Raw genomic sequence first — 19153 nt, 5'->3', positions numbered from 1 at the left:
TATTAACAATTTAAGTGTGTAACTAAATATGACTAACCCATAATACCGATTCCCCGGATGATGGCTTATTAACCTGCAGGACTCCCCCCGCTTTAACAATATTTGATTTTCTCAGAATTTGACCGTCTTTAGGATTTATCCAGGTCAACTTGCAGGACCCTTTGAATGCGCGCAGATCCAGCTCGAGGTTACTTCCTGCAAGTGAATACACGATTATTCCATTTTTCCCTTCCAGAACATACTTTCCCTCGTCCGAATTTTCAGCCGGGCTCATCTGCGAAGCCGCAGCAAGCAGTCCGCCGGTAATTGAAGCAGGCAACTGAGGCAATGATCCACCAGCCATAAAAGCAGCCCAGCCAAAGCTGTCGTAGTTGTCACCCGAGTACATCACCGCTTTGGACGGATACTTCTTCCGGTATTCGCTCACTGCACGATAGACCTGTTCAAAAGACGTTTTCTTTGGCTTCATCAGTCTGGCATGTTGTCTGGGAGCCAGATTCTGGCCTCCCTTCGGAGCATACTCGCTGCCGTCAGCCTGATAATGCCAGTAACGAATGTCGATAAGGTTAACAACGGAAGCTCTTGCCGCATCTGCCAATATCGCGTCCTGAACATCCTTAGTCGTGCTCAGTCCGATAACAACCTTCTTACCTTTTTCAGCTTCCCATTCCTTGATCACATCCAGCCAGAACTCCACAAAATGAAGCGGACCAGTATACTCTGCGCTGATCAGCTGAATAACGCCACTATTTTCCCTGAAATTGTCCAGACACTGGCGGATATACGCCCGGTGAAGCGCTCTTCTCTCCGGATGAGAAACATCATAAAACTGCTCAGCCATGAAAATCCGCTTATCACCTGCATAAGGCACAGGCTCAGGGAAACCAGGATTGTTTACATTGTTTGCTGTTCTCCAGGGAGAATCCGAATAATGCGCACCGGCTTCGATGATATTATGCTGAAAGTAATTCTGATGAATCAAAATCAGCCCTTTTTCATCCGCAAGATCCGCGAACTGCCGCAGGCGGCTCCAATACCAGGCATTATATTTAGTAAGATCATACTTGCTCAAGCCGTCCCATGCTAAACCTTCACCACTTCTGGCAAAAGGTTGATCATAGAAAGGAGCCCAAACTTCTCCGTCCATACGGCGAATACGCTCATGGTCATCCCTGCGACGCTCGTACCACAGACCGTAATTATGATCGATGGCTACAACGTTTTCGCTTTTCATTTTATCAGTCACCTCTTCCAGGTTGTCTGTCAGTCCCAGACCGGTTCTACCCGGCACGAACCGTGTTATAGCAGGTTGCGATTTTTTCAGATCTACCGGCTCCAGGGTACCTCTCCACCAGGGCACATTGTACCTGGCACCTTTAAGCACCTCATCAGCTCTCAAAAGCCATCCGTTTTTAATGTGAGTCACTCCAGCTGTTTTCCTGACAGGCTGCTTAACACCAATCTGGTCAATAGTCCTGGCTCCTGCATCTATAGAAATAGGGGTACGCGAACCGGCTTGTGCAATCCAGTCTTTTAATAGCTCGGCAGGTTTCTGTGCGGCAGCGGTAAGTGCGGCAGCTGTTTCAACTTTCGGACTGCTGGACGCTTCCGTTGGTACTTCCATCAAAAAAGTACGCTGGCCCACTTCAGTGCCTACCCGCTCAATAAGCTGAGTGTAATACAAACTTCTGGGGCTGATATGTTCGTTTGATGCATTCCAATAGCCATTGCCCGAAAACTGAGCCCAGCTACCGAATGCCCAGTTATTGGCTGTAGGAGGCGCAAAATTATTAATCAGCGCAGCGGTACACTGCCAGAAAACACTGTTTGCTGCAGACCAACCGGCTCCCTGCGCATCCTGACTTCTGTTCATGTAGCTCAGCGCCTGTCCGTCTACATTTACAATATCAAACAACACTCCCGAAGCCCAGCTGTCGATTGCTCCACTGAAGCTATGAGGCAGAGAGGACTCGCATTGAACAAATACATTCGGGCCCGTAGCACAAAACCCTACAGCAAAATCATGGTATCCATCTTCTGCATAACACCTTTGAAACAAGGTCTGCTGTCCCAAAGTGTAAAATGTATACCGACGCTGCCCTCCTATCTCCGAAACCGGAGATAGCGAAATACAATCCTCAACCGTCACACGTTTAGCCGCAGGCAACAGCTGCACGGCTGAGCCTGCAAAGTGTTCAAACTTTATCTGACGCACCCATGCATCAACAACATTATTCATCGTTATCGCCATCCAGCGATGATCTTCATCCTTTTTATTTGCCGCATCGTATGTGGAACGCATCAGCATATTCTCAACACCGGCTTCACGTATTCTCTCCGGCCATTTGTATGCAAAAACAGTCCCTCCTCCAAATAGCGGATCCAGGGCGGTCGTTATCGGCGCATCGAGCGTAAGCTTATTCCCGTTGACAGCCACAATAGTTCTGTCCCATTCCAGATCCCTGTCTCCCGGCTTCCATCCGAGAGTTGTCTCCCCGCCACCGAAATGCTCTGTGCCGAGTACTTCAATCCAGTTTTGAGTCGACGGCCTGTGTACTATAACCGTTTGTCCGGCCTTAAAATCATGCTTAGCAGCTAAAGTTATTTCTTTGGTATTCACCGGATGATAAATGTCGGCGAGCTTAACAGCCGCTGTATTCTGTCGGGCCGAAGACCCCTCGACTACCACAAGCGTCTCTCTCGATTTTCCCGTTCCCAAGAGTACCGTACCATTCTCAGCCATTCCGCTTCCCCGGAAAACGACCCCCGAAGTACTGATCTTCAATGATCCCTCAACTTCGTAAGTCCCCTTCTCCAACAGTACCGCTCCTCTGATTCCCCTTTTATCAGCTTGCAAAGATGATACATAATCAATCGCCGACTGGATCCGGTTGGTCGCATCTCCCTTTTTTACAGGAACTACGACCTTGACTGCTGCTTCCGGTATGGCGCTTGCCCCGGCTTTATAACCTGCATAAGAAAAGTCAGGAATGCGGTTTCCCAATGAATCGGGCACATAGCTTAGCCTGTTCTCTTTGAAGGAGATTGGAGGCACAGGCTTAGCCTTTTTCTGTGCATAAGAAAAAGGCATAGAGATGATACAAGCGATAAAACTTGCAATTATATATTTACGGCAAAGAATTAAATCGTCCATTCAGCGAGATCTATCTATGTATGTAATAAGATAAAACGAGATTCATTCGAAATCCAGGTTTTAACAAAATAATTTAGCAATACCTTTGGTTAGAAAGTATATCTCATTACAAATGTATACGTACGAGGGCTTAGTTTTATATAGCATTTTCTCAATCTTATGTAGCATCTTATCCTGAAAGCCATAGCCCGCTATAAAACGAAAAAAGGAATGCGAAATGCATCCCTGTATATCATTTAGATTGTTACAATAAGCCAGGCGAGCCCGCGCAGCATCCCTTCTGTCAGCAGCATATTCCGTTTAGGAAGACTGTCATCAAATAAAAAAGGGATAATCACCGATCGATGATTATCCCCTGATTGGTAACGTATATTTAACTATTTCAATGGATCGAAAGTTCCCATGCCATTTAGGCTGTTCCATCCCTGAGTCTGCTCCAGGTAAGGACTGCCGCTCAGCACAGTTTGATTAAGTCCAAAGAAGTAATACTCAGGATACCATTTGAATTTCCAGTCAACAGGATTCGTTTTATCAAGATCATCTTTGACTGTAATTTTAAAATGATTTTCGTATAGATAATCAACATACTGATCATGAGTCGTTATACCAGCAGGATAAGCATCTCTATCAATAACCGGCACACTTCCGTTAGCGGCTTTGATCAAAGGATCTTGAGAAGCGTGTACATAATCAGCTCCGTTAGCCGTCTTCACAGCAATATAAAGACCTGTTCTGCGGGTTCCGTTTAATGGTGTAACTCCTAGTCTGGCAGCTGTGGCAGAGTTTTCTTCAAACAACTTCCAGCGTCTAAGATCAAAGAAACGTTTTCCTTCGTAAGCGAGCTCAACTCTTCTTTCATTAAGTACCGCAGCAAAAAGCTTATCGCGATCGCCTGAAGCAGCAGATAGTCCATAATTTCCATCCGCATTCTCAACACCAGCTCTTTCTCTGATAGATTTTATGCCTTCAAGACCTTCAGCAAGCTTTCCGGCGCCGATAGCACTTTCCGCCAGATTCAAGACAACTTCAGCAAAGCGCATTTCCATGAAGTTCGTCCCGCTGATCTTGAAATCACCAAGTGAATTGGAGGCAGCAGGATTGGATGCTTTACGAAGGTAAACTCCACTGGCATTAGCACCACGACTCTCTGTTGTTGCCGTTGGATTAGTATCTGATGCTTTTTTCTTCCAGGTATAGCTCCATACTTTAAAGTTCGGACTCTCTTTATAAGGCCAGATCGAACCGTTGTACGCGAATGTTTTATAAAAGCGAGGATCTCTGTTTTTGTAGAACTTATTTAAATCGTAGGTGTACTTCGATGGATCTGCACTGTTTCCAGGCATCTTTCCGTCTTTCATCGGAAATGCGTCTAGCATCTGCTTCGTAGGAGAAACAGAACCACCGCCACTGATTTCTTTCGGACGTATTGCCTGCTCCCAGCCATTGAACTTCATTACCTGATCAGAATTCACAGTGTTGAAGTTATACACGATAACTGCTTCAGGATTTCCAACTTCCGCTATAAACATATTTTCCCATGCCGTAGCATTTGCTGTACCTCCGGTCTTAAACAATCCGAATCCACTAGTTTCCAAAAGACTTTTAGCTGCCGCGTTCGCCTGGTAGGATCTCTCCCAACGAGCCACATCATCTCCAGGATTAAACAAAGGGCTTGCCCATGTTAACAACACTCTTCCCTTTAATGCTGCTGCTGCTCCGCTAGTGATGCGGCCCCAATCGTCATTACCCCATTTTCCGGGAAGCAAAGAAGTAGCTAAATCTAAATCGGCGCAAATCTGCTCAATACATTCAGAAGTCGAACTTCTCGGAACTTCTGCATCAGTGCTTCCAGATAAAATAGGGTTCTGAGGTTCTAATACCAATGGAACTCCTCCGAATAGTTTGACCAGTTCAAAATACTGCCAGGCTCTCCAAAAGTACATCTGTCCTTTTAGCTCATTCCTTGTTTGCTCAGGCAAGCCGTGCTTATCTACCTCAGTTAGAAAGATATTAATCTGCTTGATACGAGTCCAGGTGTTATTGCTGATCCCGGTTCCCATACGCTGTCCGAAATATTTGTTCGCGTGATTGTTGGTATAGGAAATCTGAGCCCAAACTTTATTGAAGTCAGTTTCTCCGGCAAGCTCCTCAGTTGTCTGAGTAAAAACGGTATTATACTGACCATTTTCCGAGGCGTTATTGGTTGATATCAATGTCGTAGCATTGTTTGCAGGAAGGATCAATCCATATATGTAATCCACATATGCCTTTGCCGTCTGAGCATCTTTGAAAACTTCCTCATTAATTCCCCCGAAGTCGCCCTTCTCTGCAAGGAAATCATCTTTACAGCTAGTCACAGCTACCATAACTGATAGGAACAGGCATATAAGCTTTATATTTCTTTTCATGATTATTTTAATTAATATGCAATTATCCGCTTCAGATTATAACGATACGTTTACACCAAAAGAGAACGTTCTTAACATCGGGAATGAGTCATAGGCGCCATCAGAATCTTTAAAATCAAACGGATTGTAGAAATTTAATGGATTAGTTCCTGTAACAAAAACACGTGCATTGTTCACATTGATTGCCTGAGTATATTTCTTTGGTATGCTATAGCCAACATTGAAATTTCTCATGCGCATTCTAAAGCTATTGACTTTCCAGAAATTCGAAACAGGATCTAAACTGATATTGCTGAAGTTAGGGTTAGGCATCGTACCGGTAGGATTAATTTCCGGATCATAGATATTACCCCATATCGCTGGAAGACTCTGGAATCCTCTGGTGATATCATTGTTCAATTTCTTACGTGTACTGCCATCGATTTCAGACCATCCACCGAAAGAACCGGAGATAACTACATCCGCACTGAAGCCTTTGTAACTTGCTCTCAGGGTAAGTCCCATACCATAATGATTATTAGCCCTGTTTGCCAGCTTAATCTGGTCATGCTCGTCAATTATACCGTCAGCAGGAGCAAAGCTTCCATCACCTTGTAACGGACCTCTTACGTCTCTGTAGTAAAGAGTTCCAGGTCTCAGCTGGTTAACCGGAGTACCGAACACCTGAGTGATATTATTTTGAGTTACATATGCATCAATGTCAGCCTGATTCTTGAACATACCTAAGTAGTCGTATCCCCAAACTCCGTTGTCGCTCGATTTTCCTGGCTGAGCATTCCACGGATACATAATATCAGTGTCATTGAAATTCCCTTTATGCACTTTATTATCATACCAATTGAAACGGGCGTCGATACCGTAGTTAAAATCCTTTCCAATCTTATCTCTCCATCCCAAACCAATCTCGTATCCAAAAAGATCCATAGCTGCATAGTTCTCTGAAGCTACAGAACCCCCAATAGTAATCGGTACAATTCCCGTACGTTCGATCAACATATCGGTTCCCTTGTTATAAAAACCTTCAATATTAGCCGATAGTCGGTCCTTTAAGAATCGCGCATCAAGTCCAAGGTTATTCTTTAACTCATCGCTCCAAGTAGCGTCTCTGTTTGGCGACGCTTCCATCTTCATACCTGTAGAGGATGGAGAACTATCTGATCCGAAAACAGCTCCCTTACCATTCTGATAAGTATAACGTTGTCTCCACAACCAAGCTTTGGTGTCATCTTTTCCTAATAAACCGATGGAGTATCTCAGCTTCAAGAAGTCAATTGCATCTACGTTAAAGAAATCTTCCTTTGACAAAATCCATCCGGCTGATGCAGAGTAGAATTTGCCCCAGTAATTTTCAGGTGCAAACTTAGTAGATGCATCAGTACGGAATAAAAATTCAGCCAGGTACTTGTCATCATAGGCGTAATTAACTCTACCTACATAAGAAAGTGATCCTGATTCAGCAGCAGATGTTCTTCCGTCAATTGCACCAAAGGCACTTCCGAACTGACCATTAGTTGACAACAACGGTGATCCTTTCCAAACATCCTCTTGTGAGGATTCCGCTTCAGCTCTTTCAACAGAGAACAATCCACCAACGCTATGCTTTCCAAAATCTCTCGCATAACTTGCAGTAAAGTTCAACTGATACGAGTTAGAGTTGCCGTTGGAGTAATACAGACGGTTTCCGTTTTCCCAGTCTCTGTAAGAATTCACAGTAGCACCCTGATCATAGATATGCTGGTGACCACCGGTACGGTTGAACTCATATAATCTCAAGAGCGTTCCTACCTGAGATCCATTATTTGAACCCATGTTCCGGCCGTAAGATGCTCTTGCTTTCAGCCCCTGAATAAATGGCACCTCATATTCCGCAAAAAGATTCACAGTCATAGTTCTGTCTTTCGTTGCAGCAAGGTTGCCGAGCTTTTCGATCTCATAGAAATGATACCGCGAAAAAGCATCGTTCGAAGAAGGCAATTTCACAGGATACCCATCAACATACATCGGGATGTAACGTGGTGCTCTTAACAAGTTGATATAGTCATTTTCGTCATTCTCGCCACCAATCTTGTTAAAGGTCTTTGTCAAGTTGGAATAATTACCAGAAACTTGAAGTCCTGTTTTGATATTTTTACCAACCTTTACATCTGTTCCTGCTCTGAAGTTCCAGCGATCGTAATCTAAGCTGCTTAAGTTACCATCTTGTGTAAAGTAAGATATACCCGCAAAATAAGTCGCTTTATCAGTACCTCCACTAACATTCAGCGTATGACGCATGTTTGATGCAGACGACCATGCCTGATCCAACCAGTCATAATTGATGTTTTTGAAGTGATCGAGCTCATCTTGAGTAAAGACACGATCTTTATATGTGGTAGAATTAGGCAGTGCATTTGCTCCGTTTGGACCGTTCATGATATTGAAATATTGTCCAAATTCATAGGCACTCATCATTTTAGTTCTGTAAGCCTCGTCGTTCACTGCATAGGATCCACTGTAGCTGAACTTTGGATCACCATTCTTTCCTCTTTTTGTGCGAACCAAAATCACACCATTTGCAGCTCTTGAACCGTATACAGCCGCTGAACCGTCCTTCAATATCGATATGCTCTCAATTTCTGAGGGATCAAGGTTATTGAACAGTGCATTGCTGTTACGACCATCCGCTCCGATTTGAATAATATCGTCAATTACATATAGAGGTTCTAAGTTACCTCCATCTTTTGCCAATGTAACAGGATTTCTAATTGTCAGAGTTGCTGTAGATCCTGGACGAGAAGTTCCGCCGCTAACGCCAAGACCAAGAATACGACCTGACAAAGCAGCTCCCATGTTTCCTACCGGAAGATCCGCCACCTCATCTAGCTTAACCGATTCTACTGCACCGGTCAAGTGCTCTCTTTTCTGGATGCCGTACCCAACTACTACCACCTCTTGTAAGTCATTGGCAGATTCAATTAGCTGTACGTCCAATCTCGTACCTGACGCTACGATCTCTTTAGTCTGAAAACCAATATAGGTAAAGACAAGTGTTTCATTACCAACAGGCAAGTTCAGCCGGAATACACCGTTAATGTCAGTACTGGTGCCTGTAGTTGTTCCTTTAATTCTGACCGTTACACCAGGAAGGACTTCTCCCTTAGTGTCCTTCACTGTTCCCGTAACGTTAACACGTGCGTTCAGCGACCTTTCAGCTGTGATCATCCGTGCTGTATTTGTAGCAAAAGAAGTACTTTGTAATACAAACAGACAGATCAAGATCATCGCAGGAACCTTAGTTCGCTGAAAGCTTGATTGTAAAATTAAGTCCATAAAATATTTAGATTAATGTTAGTTATTAGTTTCAATAATTCAATGATGTGTTGTAACCAGCGATCTCGTTACCTGGCTATAGGAAGTAAGGCTTTATCTCATATCAAATAATTTAAGTACAACGGTTTAATTGCTAAGCAGCTAAACTAACAGCGATCACTACTTAGTGTATTTATTTTTTGATAAGTTAGGTTTGGTTTCGAACAAATATATAACAAGGGGTCAGGCATATCCTGTAGTATTTTCTCATGAATTTGTACCATATTACCATTCCCCTTTTTATACGTAAGATTACTTACTTTGTTCCCTTTCTTTCAACTTCCTTTCCCACTCTTCCCGGGCCTTTTTCGTCTCTACTCCCTCAGCGGATAAGTAATTGTTAATCTTTCCTTTATACTTTCCAAACCAGCCGTGTTTCTTATCAGAAGATCCTGCACTTACTGCATATTCCCTCGCCTCGGTCAAATAGGCAAGAATTTGCTCTCTCTGAGATACCTTCAAATCAGGCAACATTTCCATATAGCCTTTGTAAGTAATCGGAAGAACCGAGTAAGTCATTCCGTCCTTTACTTTCTCAATCTGATCTTTACTTAGCTGCTTGCCAAGCTTTATCATATAATCATTATGCAAACGAGCCAGCTTCGCACCTGCCTCCGCCTCTATCTGGCTGATTCTAGCGGCCCGGACATCCTTGTCGAGACTCTTATCAGCCTTTAGCGACTTAATTTTCTCATCCCTCGGAGAGTGGATATCATTCAAAGCAATATATTGGTCCGCGATAATATCGCGAACCACATTTTTCTTTCCGGTATCCTGAATCCCCAGGGTCACAGCGATCTTATCAGCTCTTCCGGTAATTACCTTTCTATAAGCATCTCTTTCCGCCTCTGTACCTTGCTGGGCAAAGCCAGCGGATACGAAACAACAGAACGCTAAAGCAAACAATGTCAATTTTCTCATAATCATTAATTTTGGGAACCGTTAAAATCAAGGTCTCCACAGAAGTGCACTTCAATACCCAGTCCTGTCATCGCGGCGGCCTTAATGCGGCAAATTTCCTGTGCTTTCGCCGCATCAGGAGCATACGCTACCTGAATATGGTTTGCTTTATGACGTGCCATCATCTGATCGCGCGTTACTCCTTTTAGCACCGCATGCATAAGCGGCCACTCAGGGTTAGTTTCTGACCAGATCTTCTGACTTTCTTCTAATGGAAGTGACACAGCCTCACCTACACCCAGATCGCAATGAAGCTTATTGTCCATTACAAATACCCGGCTCCATACGATACTTCCCGGCTTACTGATTCCTTTCAACGTTCCGCCTCCGAAAGGGAAGAACATAGATGGTTGACGAACACTTGATGCGCCTTTATATCCATCTGTAAAGTGCGATGCAGGGGCTGCTCCGGATATCATGAACAACCATACAAATTCATCAACGCCGTTCACATTCCGTTGCTTACCCCAGCGCAGGTCGTGAAGCGTGTTGGATCCGTCTAATCCCAGCTGCTCCCATAAATGATAGGTAACATATCCGTCTATACCGGCACACTCGTCTACTTCATTGAAGTGAGGAAGAGCATGTCCTGCGTAAATCTCTTCTCCTGATTCAGAAAGAACCGGTGGACGCAGTTTATTATTCAAAAGTCCTTCTGTCAAATCACTTGCTGCAGTAAGATCTTTTAGTCCCTGCTGATACTGGATACCGATGGTATCACAACCGAATTCCTCTGCGATACGAAGCGATGCGATGTACATCTTCAACTGTTCCAAAGTTTGCTCTCTGGTCAGCTCAGTTTCAGGATTCTCTCCCCACTCGAAGGTCATCCCCTGCTCAAGAAGCCAGTTCAGGGCTTCTTCTGCCTCATCCACACTCACTTTCCGCATTGCGGCGAATAAGGCTGACTGGCTCAGACGCTCCTTGAAGAATCCTGTGCGGTGCAAAAGATCATCCGGAACGATCGCGTTGTACATGCCCATACAGCCTTCATCAAAAATCCCCATAATCCCTTTGCGGTTTTTGAAGGCTTTCGCGAAGTCCTTACCCAGTTGCTCTTCAGCCTGCGGAATCTTCACCAGACTATAATCTTTTACATGGCTCTGATCGTGCTTGATCATTCCGGTTTCAAACCACTCCTTTAACGAGTTTGTAAAGAAGCTGTCTTCAAAAGTTTCACTCCAAAGTGAGCTGTACTCTACACCTGCCTTGCTCAAAGAACCATTCAGGTTCAGCATACCTACAAGGCCTGGCCATTGTCCGCTCCAATTTGCTACCGTAAGTATCGGCCCTTTATGTGTTGTCAATCCGGAAAGCACATGATGGCTGTATTGCCAAACACTCTCCGCTACAATGATGGGTTGTTCTGGATCAAGATTGCGAAATATCTCCATCCCCATTTTCTGAGAATCGATGAAACCGTGTTTTTTTGCTTCGTTATAATGATGAGCGCGTTTTACCGTCCAGCCCAGCTTTTCGATCGCCTTGGCCAGGAGCTGCTCCATTTCGTTTTGGGTAGCCCAGCAATTCTGATTTGCAGCGATACGCAAGTCCCCACTTGCAACTAATAAAACTTCCTTCTTTCCTTCCAACATTGTATAATTTTTATAGGTTCTTTATGAATTTATCAATAATAAAATCAGTCTGTTAACAAACTCTAAATGACTCTTTTTGATTCCGACTTATGTTCAAATTCTGCCGTAAAGCTGGAGCCGAGTACTACAAATATGCACCAGGCTGTAATAGCATTGTTGCAGCTTGTTATCCAGTTTTTATAGGATCTTAGCATCCTAAATAGAAAAATTAATGTATACTTGCTTCCAGTCAGCAACGAGATAAATCCAGAGAGATGAAGCCCTTATTTCACAAAGTTCCCACGAAACTCCAGAGCTCTTTCAGTATAAGACACGATATCAAACCGCGGTTTGATACCATCTGGCATTATCACCCTGAACTGGAATTACACCTCACTGTAAGGGGCGAAGGTGTAAGGTTCATCGGAGATAATATCAGTAACTTTTCATCGGGTGAACTGGTCTTGCTTGGAGAGAATCTGCCTCATACTTTTCGCTGCAAAGACGAATACTTCGCCGCAAACTCCACACTCGAAGTGGAGGCGATAGTCATTCACTTCCTGCCCGACTGCTTAGGAAAAGACATTCTCAACCTCCCCGAGGCTTATCTTATACCGAAGCTGCTCGAAAAGGCCAAACGGGGTATGATCATTAACGGAGAGGCGAAAGAAAAACTTTCTGCACTTATGTTCTCGGCAATAGATGCATCTGGTCTGGACAAGATCATCATCCTGCTCTCTATCCTGAAAATTCTAGCGGAAACCGAAGACTATAAAACCATCGTCACCGGTCAGCACACGGTAAACAAGTCTACCGAATCGGACACGATCCGACTGAACAAGGTATATAACTACACCCTGACTCATTACAAGAAGGAAATCAGCCTGGAAGAGATCTCCGAGATCAGCAACCTGAGCGTCACCTCGTTCTGCAGGTACTTTAAGCTGATGACCAAGAAAACGTATTACGACTTTTTAATTGAGATTCGAATAAGTCACGCATGTCGCGCGCTTATTGATGACAAACTTCCTACGGAGGTCATTTGCTTTGACTGCGGATTCAATAATGTATCTAACTTTTACCGGCACTTCAAGAAGGTAACCGGATTAACACCGCTGGACTATAAAAGACAGTATCTTCAAAAGATATAATCAAAATGAGGGGCTGAATGTAAAAGCGAAACATCCAAAATATGCCTTCGCACTCAACCCCTCACCTCGTTATATGTGAATATCAAGCTCTAACTCCCGCTGAAGGTAGTTATAGTCTTTAAAGAGCGTTTCGATCTCATTCGTTATCGAACTGGTAAACTCCCCAACTTTCCGTCTTGTAAATGTCGAGATGTTGAGACCTCTCTTCTGAAGGAAATATTTAGAAACGATAGGATATACATTGTGCATCACGTCCATGTTGGCGTTCAGGAACTGCTGTACTTTCTCCACTTCGCCGGCCATAGCCGCATTGTTGTAGTTATCACATAACCATACAATCAGTTCAGGAAAATAATTCCCCTGGATACACGACAAACCAGATGAACCCGCCTTCAGCGACTCGACCGCATGCACCATATAGGCATCATACAAGCCAAATTGAGCGCCTTCCGTTGCTTTCAATTTCGCCCTTACCTGCTCAATATCCAGGCAGGTGTCTTTATGATAGATAACCCTTTTGGTATCAACAAAGCCTTTCAACTGTTCAGCCGAAAGCAGTCGCTTGTAAGGAACCGGACACTCGTAGAAGCCCAAAGGCACTCCCGGTGTCTGATCGATCAGATCAAAAACGCGCGAGTTAAAATACTCGTCCGAATCTGACTCTTCCGCAAGCAGACTGGTGATCACGATAACCGCTTCTGTACCGGTATCGTTTACTCGCTTCACGAAGTCTGCCTGCTTGTCGATAGCACCTCCAAATGTACCTGTTGCTATCACCGGTACAGCGCCGTTCACGGTTTTGATGATATGTTTGATGGCATCTATCCGCTCAACATCTGAAAGTTCGAACATCTCGCTCGACAGACAGTTTGCGAACAGGCCTGCAGCTCCCGCCTCCAGGTAAACCTCTGTCAGTCTGGTTAATGTGTTATAATCAATATCTCCATTGTCTTTAAACGGAGTGAGCATCACCGGGATGAAGCCCTTTTTCGAATTGTCCATATATTAAATTAGTCTTTTATATTGATGAGCGTCGTCTGAGCCTTGTCAGCAGCACACCCACTAAGAAGATGGTGAGGGTACCGACAACAATGATCATGTTATAATGAAGTGTGTTACGTAAATAATCGTATTCAACAGGAAGCAAGGGTGAGAATGTCATCCAGATAATGACCAGAATACCGATAATCGTTGCGATGATTGCCTCGTGGTTCTTGCTTTGCTTGCTGATCAAGCCCAGAAGGAACAAGCCCAGCATACCTGCTGCGAAAATCCCCGACAGCTGCCACCACACATCCAGGATACTCTTCACTCCTATCATGGCTATTCCTGCCGCCATACCAAGCAAGCCGAAAACAACAGTCGAAGTATGAAGCACGAACATGGTCTGCTTCTCGTTGATGTCCTGTTTGAAATAACGTTTGTATATGTCGACCGAAAAAACGGTGGCAGAGGCGTTCATACCGGAGCTGATGGTAGACATTGCCGCAGATAAAATCGCCGATACGATTAATCCAACCAATCCAGCGGGGATCTTCGTAACCATAAAATGCGGCATTACCTTATCTCCGTAATCGGCCGGCTGGAGCGTCGCCGCCATCTGACTAATCTGAGCCGCTGAAGAACCGATAGGAAGCCTTTCGACAGCTACCTGCTGCCTAAGCACCTCGGTAAACTCCGGATTAACACTATAATAGGCAAATAAAGCAGATCCTATGATGAAGAACAACAGCGACGCAGGTACGTAAAGGAATACACAAAGCCACAAAGACTTAGACGCTTCCTTCGAGTTCGGAGCCGTATGGTAGCGCTGAACATAGTTCTGATCCATCCCAAAGTTGTTCAGGTTGATAAAAAAACCATATAGGAGGACCACCCAGAAGGACGATTCTATAAAATTGAAGTCTAGTGTTCCGAGACTAAACTTATCGTTGGCTTTGCCGATCTCCATAATAGAAGAAACGCCTCCCGGCATGTCGGCTACGATCAGGTATAATATCAGTACAGCACCCAGCGTCTTGATTACTCCCTGAACAACTTCTGTCCAGATAACGGCCTCAATACCACCCAATACCGTGTAAATGATAATACATATACCCATGACGATCATAATCATGGACATGGAATAGCCGGTCAGCGCCTGAAGGCTAAGGGCGATACCAAAAAAGATCGACCCCATTCTCGCGAGCTGGGTAAGTAAAAAACATACAACTGCGTAAGTTCTTGCCCAGGCACCAAATCGCTTTTCCAGATTGGTATAAGCGGATATTTCGCCCGTATTGCGATAAAAAGGAACGAAGTACTTAGAAGCTACCCAAGCCGCGAGCGGCATAGAAAGACTAAATACAAAAGCATTCCAGTTGTCCCCGAAGGCCTTGCCGGGAACGCCCAAAAACGTATTACTACTCAGGAAGGTGGCGTAAATGGACATTCCAATCGCCCATCCGGGAATCGTACCGGAAGCTTTGGTGAAATGATCAGAACTTTTATTTTTCCTCGAAAAATAAAAGCCAACCAGAATCATTCCCAGAAGATAAATTGCTATAACAGCTAAATCAAATAATGGTAGGTTCTTCATATCAAAGGCCAAATAACTAATATTATTTGACTGGGTTAAGTTCGTTTGGTATAATCAGAGGAAACCCCTTTCAATACCACAAATCTAGCCCCCAATAACTTGCCTTTACTGTACCATTTTTTCTGAGTATTATACGATATTATCAAGATACACCTTGGAGCTGATTTTTACTTGCGTACTGCCTGATTTTAAGTTTTACTTGATTTTTGCCGGCTGGCCACCAGCTGGTGGCCAGCCGGTAGGTGTAGCCACCTTGCAGCCAGAGTGAGGCCAGAGTGAGGCCACGTTTTTACGCAGAAAGGTGGCCTCACCGTGGCCTCACTCTGGCCTCATCGCGGCGTCACCCACTATCAGAGCACTGGCAATCCATAAGCTGACCACACCTCCCCTTCGAGATCTCCTTTAAAATAAAAAGAGGCTGTATCATGACTTATGATACAACCTCTTTGTGTTTGATTTAATGGTTAACCAGCTATTGCACATCAAGTGCTGAGACGCTGAGTCCCTCGGCGTCAATAGCGATAACCCTGTACTTGTAGGTTCCGGCATTAATCATAGATCCGGAAGTTCCGTTCAGGTAATTCCACTTACCTGGTTTGCTGGTTGTAAGCTCGACGATCTCTTCTTTTAAGAGCGTACCGTCTGCCATCACCAATTGCAGCTTCGCTTTCATCACCTTCGGCAAGGTATTGGCGTACCTTAGTGTCAACGAGTACGTATCGGCTACACCTACGGAGAAGGTGAACTCGAGAACATCTCCAGAAGCTTTATAGAAGGTCACTGCGTCCTTTTCGTTAACAGTGGTAGCCTTGATATTACTGCTAAATTTAGCGATATGTGATTTATACGTCTCTGATTTTTTCAAATCAAAGGCTGGCTGCAACGTAGTCGCCGGTAAAACCGCAGTAGTTAATGCTGACGGAATTTGAACGGACGCGCCCTTCTCAAACCGTTTACGATACACATTAAATTTAAAGTTCTGTTCGCGGCTGTTCTCCAGGGAAGACTTTGTGTTTTCGTAATCTTTCAACCATGCCGGCACTTGCTGACCTTCAGGCAGAGCAACAAATACGTCTGCTTCTTCCGCAAGTGTAAAGCTTGCTTGCCCGCCGCTGGCAGGAGTCCTGATCCAGTCTGCTCCATATAACACGGGAGGTAAGGCCGTAAATTTAGGTTCCTGGGCGTTATTAAATTGACGATCTCCGGCATCCATCCAGGTCTCCAACGACCAGTCTGATGCTGCGTTGAAATCTTGAATCAAGCTTTTCGCTCCCGCGGCCGGCTTTACATTCTTATCTGCGGATGCAATAGCGATTGCGGAGATCACAGCTTGACCTGAAAGTACTTTAGGGAAAGATATATTCAGCTTACCTCCGGTGACTTTCACTTTAAGGGTCTTTTTCAGCGCCTGGTCATGTCCTGCTTCTTTCCATATATCCAGGTTTTTGATATAGGTTTTACCGTTGACCGCTACGTCGAACAGTCTGAAACCTGTAGCATCCAGTCCTCCTCCGGTTCCTAACCAAGGCTCATTGAAGTACAGTTCAACGGTATATTCACCATCAGGAACAGGGAAGTCAAAGTTTAGCTTTTCTCTTCCGTACCGGAAAGTCTGGAATAGGGGCCAGTCTTTGGTTCCCTTTATAGGATCGTGAGTTTTACGCTGACTGGCAAAGAAATCGGGCGTACCCGGAAAGTCCTTCGTCCAGGAATTGGATCCCCAGGTATCAGCAGATGTCTGCTGTCTGTCGGCCTTCCAAACGTTTCCATTGATATCCGTATAATCGGGTCCACCCAGATTCACGCGGTACAGATAGTTGAGTTTCTTCTTCGGAGCAGTGAGGTTCTGAGCATCCTGGTAGAAGGCCTCAAAATTTGGCGACTCAGGAAGGTGATTCAAAACAATATAGTCTTTAGCAACTGGCTTGCCATCCACGTATCCTACAGCGTACAAGACATTGTAGCGGATATCGGATTTCGACCAGGAGAAATGGGTTCCTACACCACCCCTTGTTCTTTTGCCAAGCGATACATTGTCGACATCGTTAAAGAGCTCCACCTCATCGCAATTGGAATATACCGTAATACGATCTTTTAGTCCGGGAGATTTCCAGCGATTTGCCCAGGTATGTGATACGATATAGACCATCGGGTCGGTTTCCTTGGGCGCATAATTGGATCTGAACATATAATATACGTCCAGGGGCTCTTCCCATGGAGTTAGCAAACCTTTATAGTTAACGGGACCGATTCTGTCGAGTTCGCGAAGTCCTTCGCCGCCTTGCACACGTCCCGGATTGTCATGTGACGTAAACAGCCAGAAATAATGTCCCGAGGTTTCGTTCTTGACAGAATCTGCCAGACGAACCTTCATCTCCATCAGCTGGGTCATGCGGTCTTCGCTAAATATACCGTTCTGATCGTATGGACCTTCGGTATGCAGATCAAGGGTACGCCATGCACCGTACTCACCGATGAGCACCTGACGTTTTACATCTTCCCCATATAACTTGGGATCGCCACCATAGGTACCTGTCCAGTTCTGCGGCACATCCCAGTCTGTACCCTTGCCACCATTACAAGTGGTTACAAGGCGTTGAGATGAAGCAGTAGGATCCATCTCTCTGATGATTTCTGTACACTCTCTTGCGAAATCTTCAGGGAGAGTACTTTCATTTTCCAGACCCCATAACACGACAGAAGGACTATTTCTCCGCTCTTTTACCCAATCCCTCATCAGGGTTTTAAAGTTTTTCTTGAACTCAGGATTATCAAACCAGATATGAGCGGCCATCTGCGTCCACAACAGTACTCCCATCTTGTCCCAGTGTTCCTGGTATCTCAGATTATGGGGCTGATGGGCATCCCGGAAGGAGTTATAGCCTGCAGCTTTCATTTGCATTACGCGGGAGCGTACCTGCTCAGCGCTGAAAGCATGGCTTCCACCAAGCAGGTGTTCATACTCGGCAATGCCGTTGATAAATACCGGCTTTCCGTTCAGGAAGAAGCGCTTATCATTCGATGCACGTCCGATTGGCCAGCTGATCCAGCGGATACCGTATGGCGTTTCAAGCCTGTCGATCACCTTACCGTTATCGATTACTTCTGTGACGATCGTATAAAGATAGGGATCTTCAATAGACCAAAGATGCGGCTTTATGATTTCGGGACTCACGTCGCTAATCGTTTCCAGAGATCCCGGCTGCAGCATCTTCTGCTTGCTGACTTCAAATACTTTTTTACGTTCGCGATTTTCCAGTCGGTTTACCACACGTAATTGCTTAGGCGTATTTCCGTAGTTTTTTACTTCTACAGAAAAGTTAATTTTGGCTGACTCCGCAGAGATCTTATTATCGTTCCAGGCATGCACGCCGAAAGGTTCGATGCGGACCGGATTGGTGACCACAAGATGTACCGGTCTGAAAATCCCCATAGGCTGAGAACCTTCGGAAAAGCCCCTTTCTTCTGAACCGCCTCCGTCTACCCATGGCAGGTCACGGATCTCATCCGGATGGTCGGCACGCACAGCCAGAGTGTTATTGCCTTTCAGTCGGATTGCTGAGGTAACGTCCAGAGTAAAGGTAGTTCTGCCGCCGGCATGATAACCGACTTTCTTACCGTTGAGCCAAACTGTAGCATATGACCCTACCCCTTCGAAGAACAGGAAGTAACGTTCGTTCTTTCCTTTGGCTTTCACCTCAAAATTCTTACGGTACCAGGCATAGCCATGGCGGTTACCCTTAAGCAGCCGTCTGTAGCCGTGATACACGTCCCAGTTATGCGGAACATCTACCTGCGTCCAGTCGGCATCTCTGAAGCCCTCAGCCTCGAAGCCATTATATAAATTCTGGTCAGTATCATGAGCGACGGTTTTCCAACCCTCATTCAAAGATATCTCACGGCGTACCTGAGCTTCTGAATGGAAGTTCAGGAAAAGGCCTGCGACAAAAACCAGCAAAAACCTTCCTAAGTAGTACATA

9 protein-coding genes are annotated in these 19153 nt (G+C 45.0%); 1 reads left to right on the top strand and 8 read right to left on the bottom strand.

The window, feature by feature from the left end; translation table 11 throughout:
• Window positions 1–22 precede the first annotated feature (22 nt).
• The 5 genes from B0I27_RS02725 to B0I27_RS02705 all read right to left on the bottom strand — a co-directional run bounded on the left by B0I27_RS02725 (window position 23) and on the right by B0I27_RS02705 (window position 11465).
• Window positions 23–3154 carry a DUF6298 domain-containing protein gene (locus B0I27_RS02725; protein ID WP_106291107.1) on the bottom strand — a complete coding sequence of 1044 codons (3132 nt, stop codon included), beginning with the start codon at window positions 3152–3154 and terminating at the stop codon, window positions 23–25.
• Window positions 3155–3531: 377 nt separating this feature from the next.
• A complete protein-coding gene (locus B0I27_RS02720) occupies window positions 3532–5562 on the bottom strand; it encodes a RagB/SusD family nutrient uptake outer membrane protein (RefSeq protein WP_106291105.1) in 2031 nt (676 codons plus the stop codon).
• 36 nt (window positions 5563–5598) lie between these two features.
• Window positions 5599–8871 (bottom strand): SusC/RagA family TonB-linked outer membrane protein, encoded by a 3273-nt coding sequence (locus tag B0I27_RS02715; protein WP_106291103.1) that lies wholly within the window; start codon window positions 8869–8871, stop codon window positions 5599–5601.
• A 291-nt stretch (window positions 8872–9162) separates the two neighbouring features.
• On the bottom strand, window positions 9163–9831 hold the full coding sequence (locus tag B0I27_RS02710; protein ID WP_181276656.1) for a DUF3826 domain-containing protein: 669 nt from the start codon (window positions 9829–9831) through the stop codon (window positions 9163–9165).
• Between the two features lie 5 nt (window positions 9832–9836).
• Window positions 9837–11465 (bottom strand): fucose isomerase, encoded by a 1629-nt coding sequence (locus tag B0I27_RS02705; protein ID WP_106291099.1) that lies wholly within the window; start codon window positions 11463–11465, stop codon window positions 9837–9839.
• A gap of 254 nt (window positions 11466–11719) precedes the next feature.
• Here B0I27_RS02705 and B0I27_RS02700 point away from each other — a divergent pair, with 254 nt between their 5' ends.
• A complete protein-coding gene (locus B0I27_RS02700) occupies window positions 11720–12595 on the top strand; it encodes an AraC family transcriptional regulator (RefSeq protein WP_106291097.1) in 876 nt (291 codons plus the stop codon).
• Window positions 12596–12664: 69 nt separating this feature from the next.
• On the opposite strand, the gene B0I27_RS02695 is transcribed toward B0I27_RS02700, so the two are convergent.
• The 3 genes from B0I27_RS02695 to B0I27_RS02685 form a co-directional block, all read right to left on the bottom strand.
• On the bottom strand, window positions 12665–13597 hold the full coding sequence (locus tag B0I27_RS02695; RefSeq protein ID WP_106291095.1) for a dihydrodipicolinate synthase family protein: 933 nt from the start codon (window positions 13595–13597) through the stop codon (window positions 12665–12667).
• A gap of 16 nt (window positions 13598–13613) precedes the next feature.
• Window positions 13614–15173: a sodium:solute symporter family protein gene (locus B0I27_RS02690; protein ID WP_106291093.1), complete on the bottom strand. Its 1560-nt coding sequence runs from the start codon at window positions 15171–15173 to the stop codon at window positions 13614–13616.
• A 472-nt stretch (window positions 15174–15645) separates the two neighbouring features.
• Window positions 15646–19152 (bottom strand): malectin domain-containing carbohydrate-binding protein, encoded by a 3507-nt coding sequence (locus tag B0I27_RS02685; protein ID WP_106291091.1) that lies wholly within the window; start codon window positions 19150–19152, stop codon window positions 15646–15648.
• Window position 19153 lies beyond the last annotated feature (1 nt).

This window comes from Arcticibacter pallidicorallinus (assembly GCF_003002875.1).
Taxonomy (GTDB): Bacteria; Bacteroidota; Bacteroidia; order Sphingobacteriales; family Sphingobacteriaceae; genus Arcticibacter; species Arcticibacter pallidicorallinus.
The sequence above is the reverse complement of the archived record's forward strand: the minus strand, read 5'-3'. Positions and strand labels throughout refer to the sequence as shown.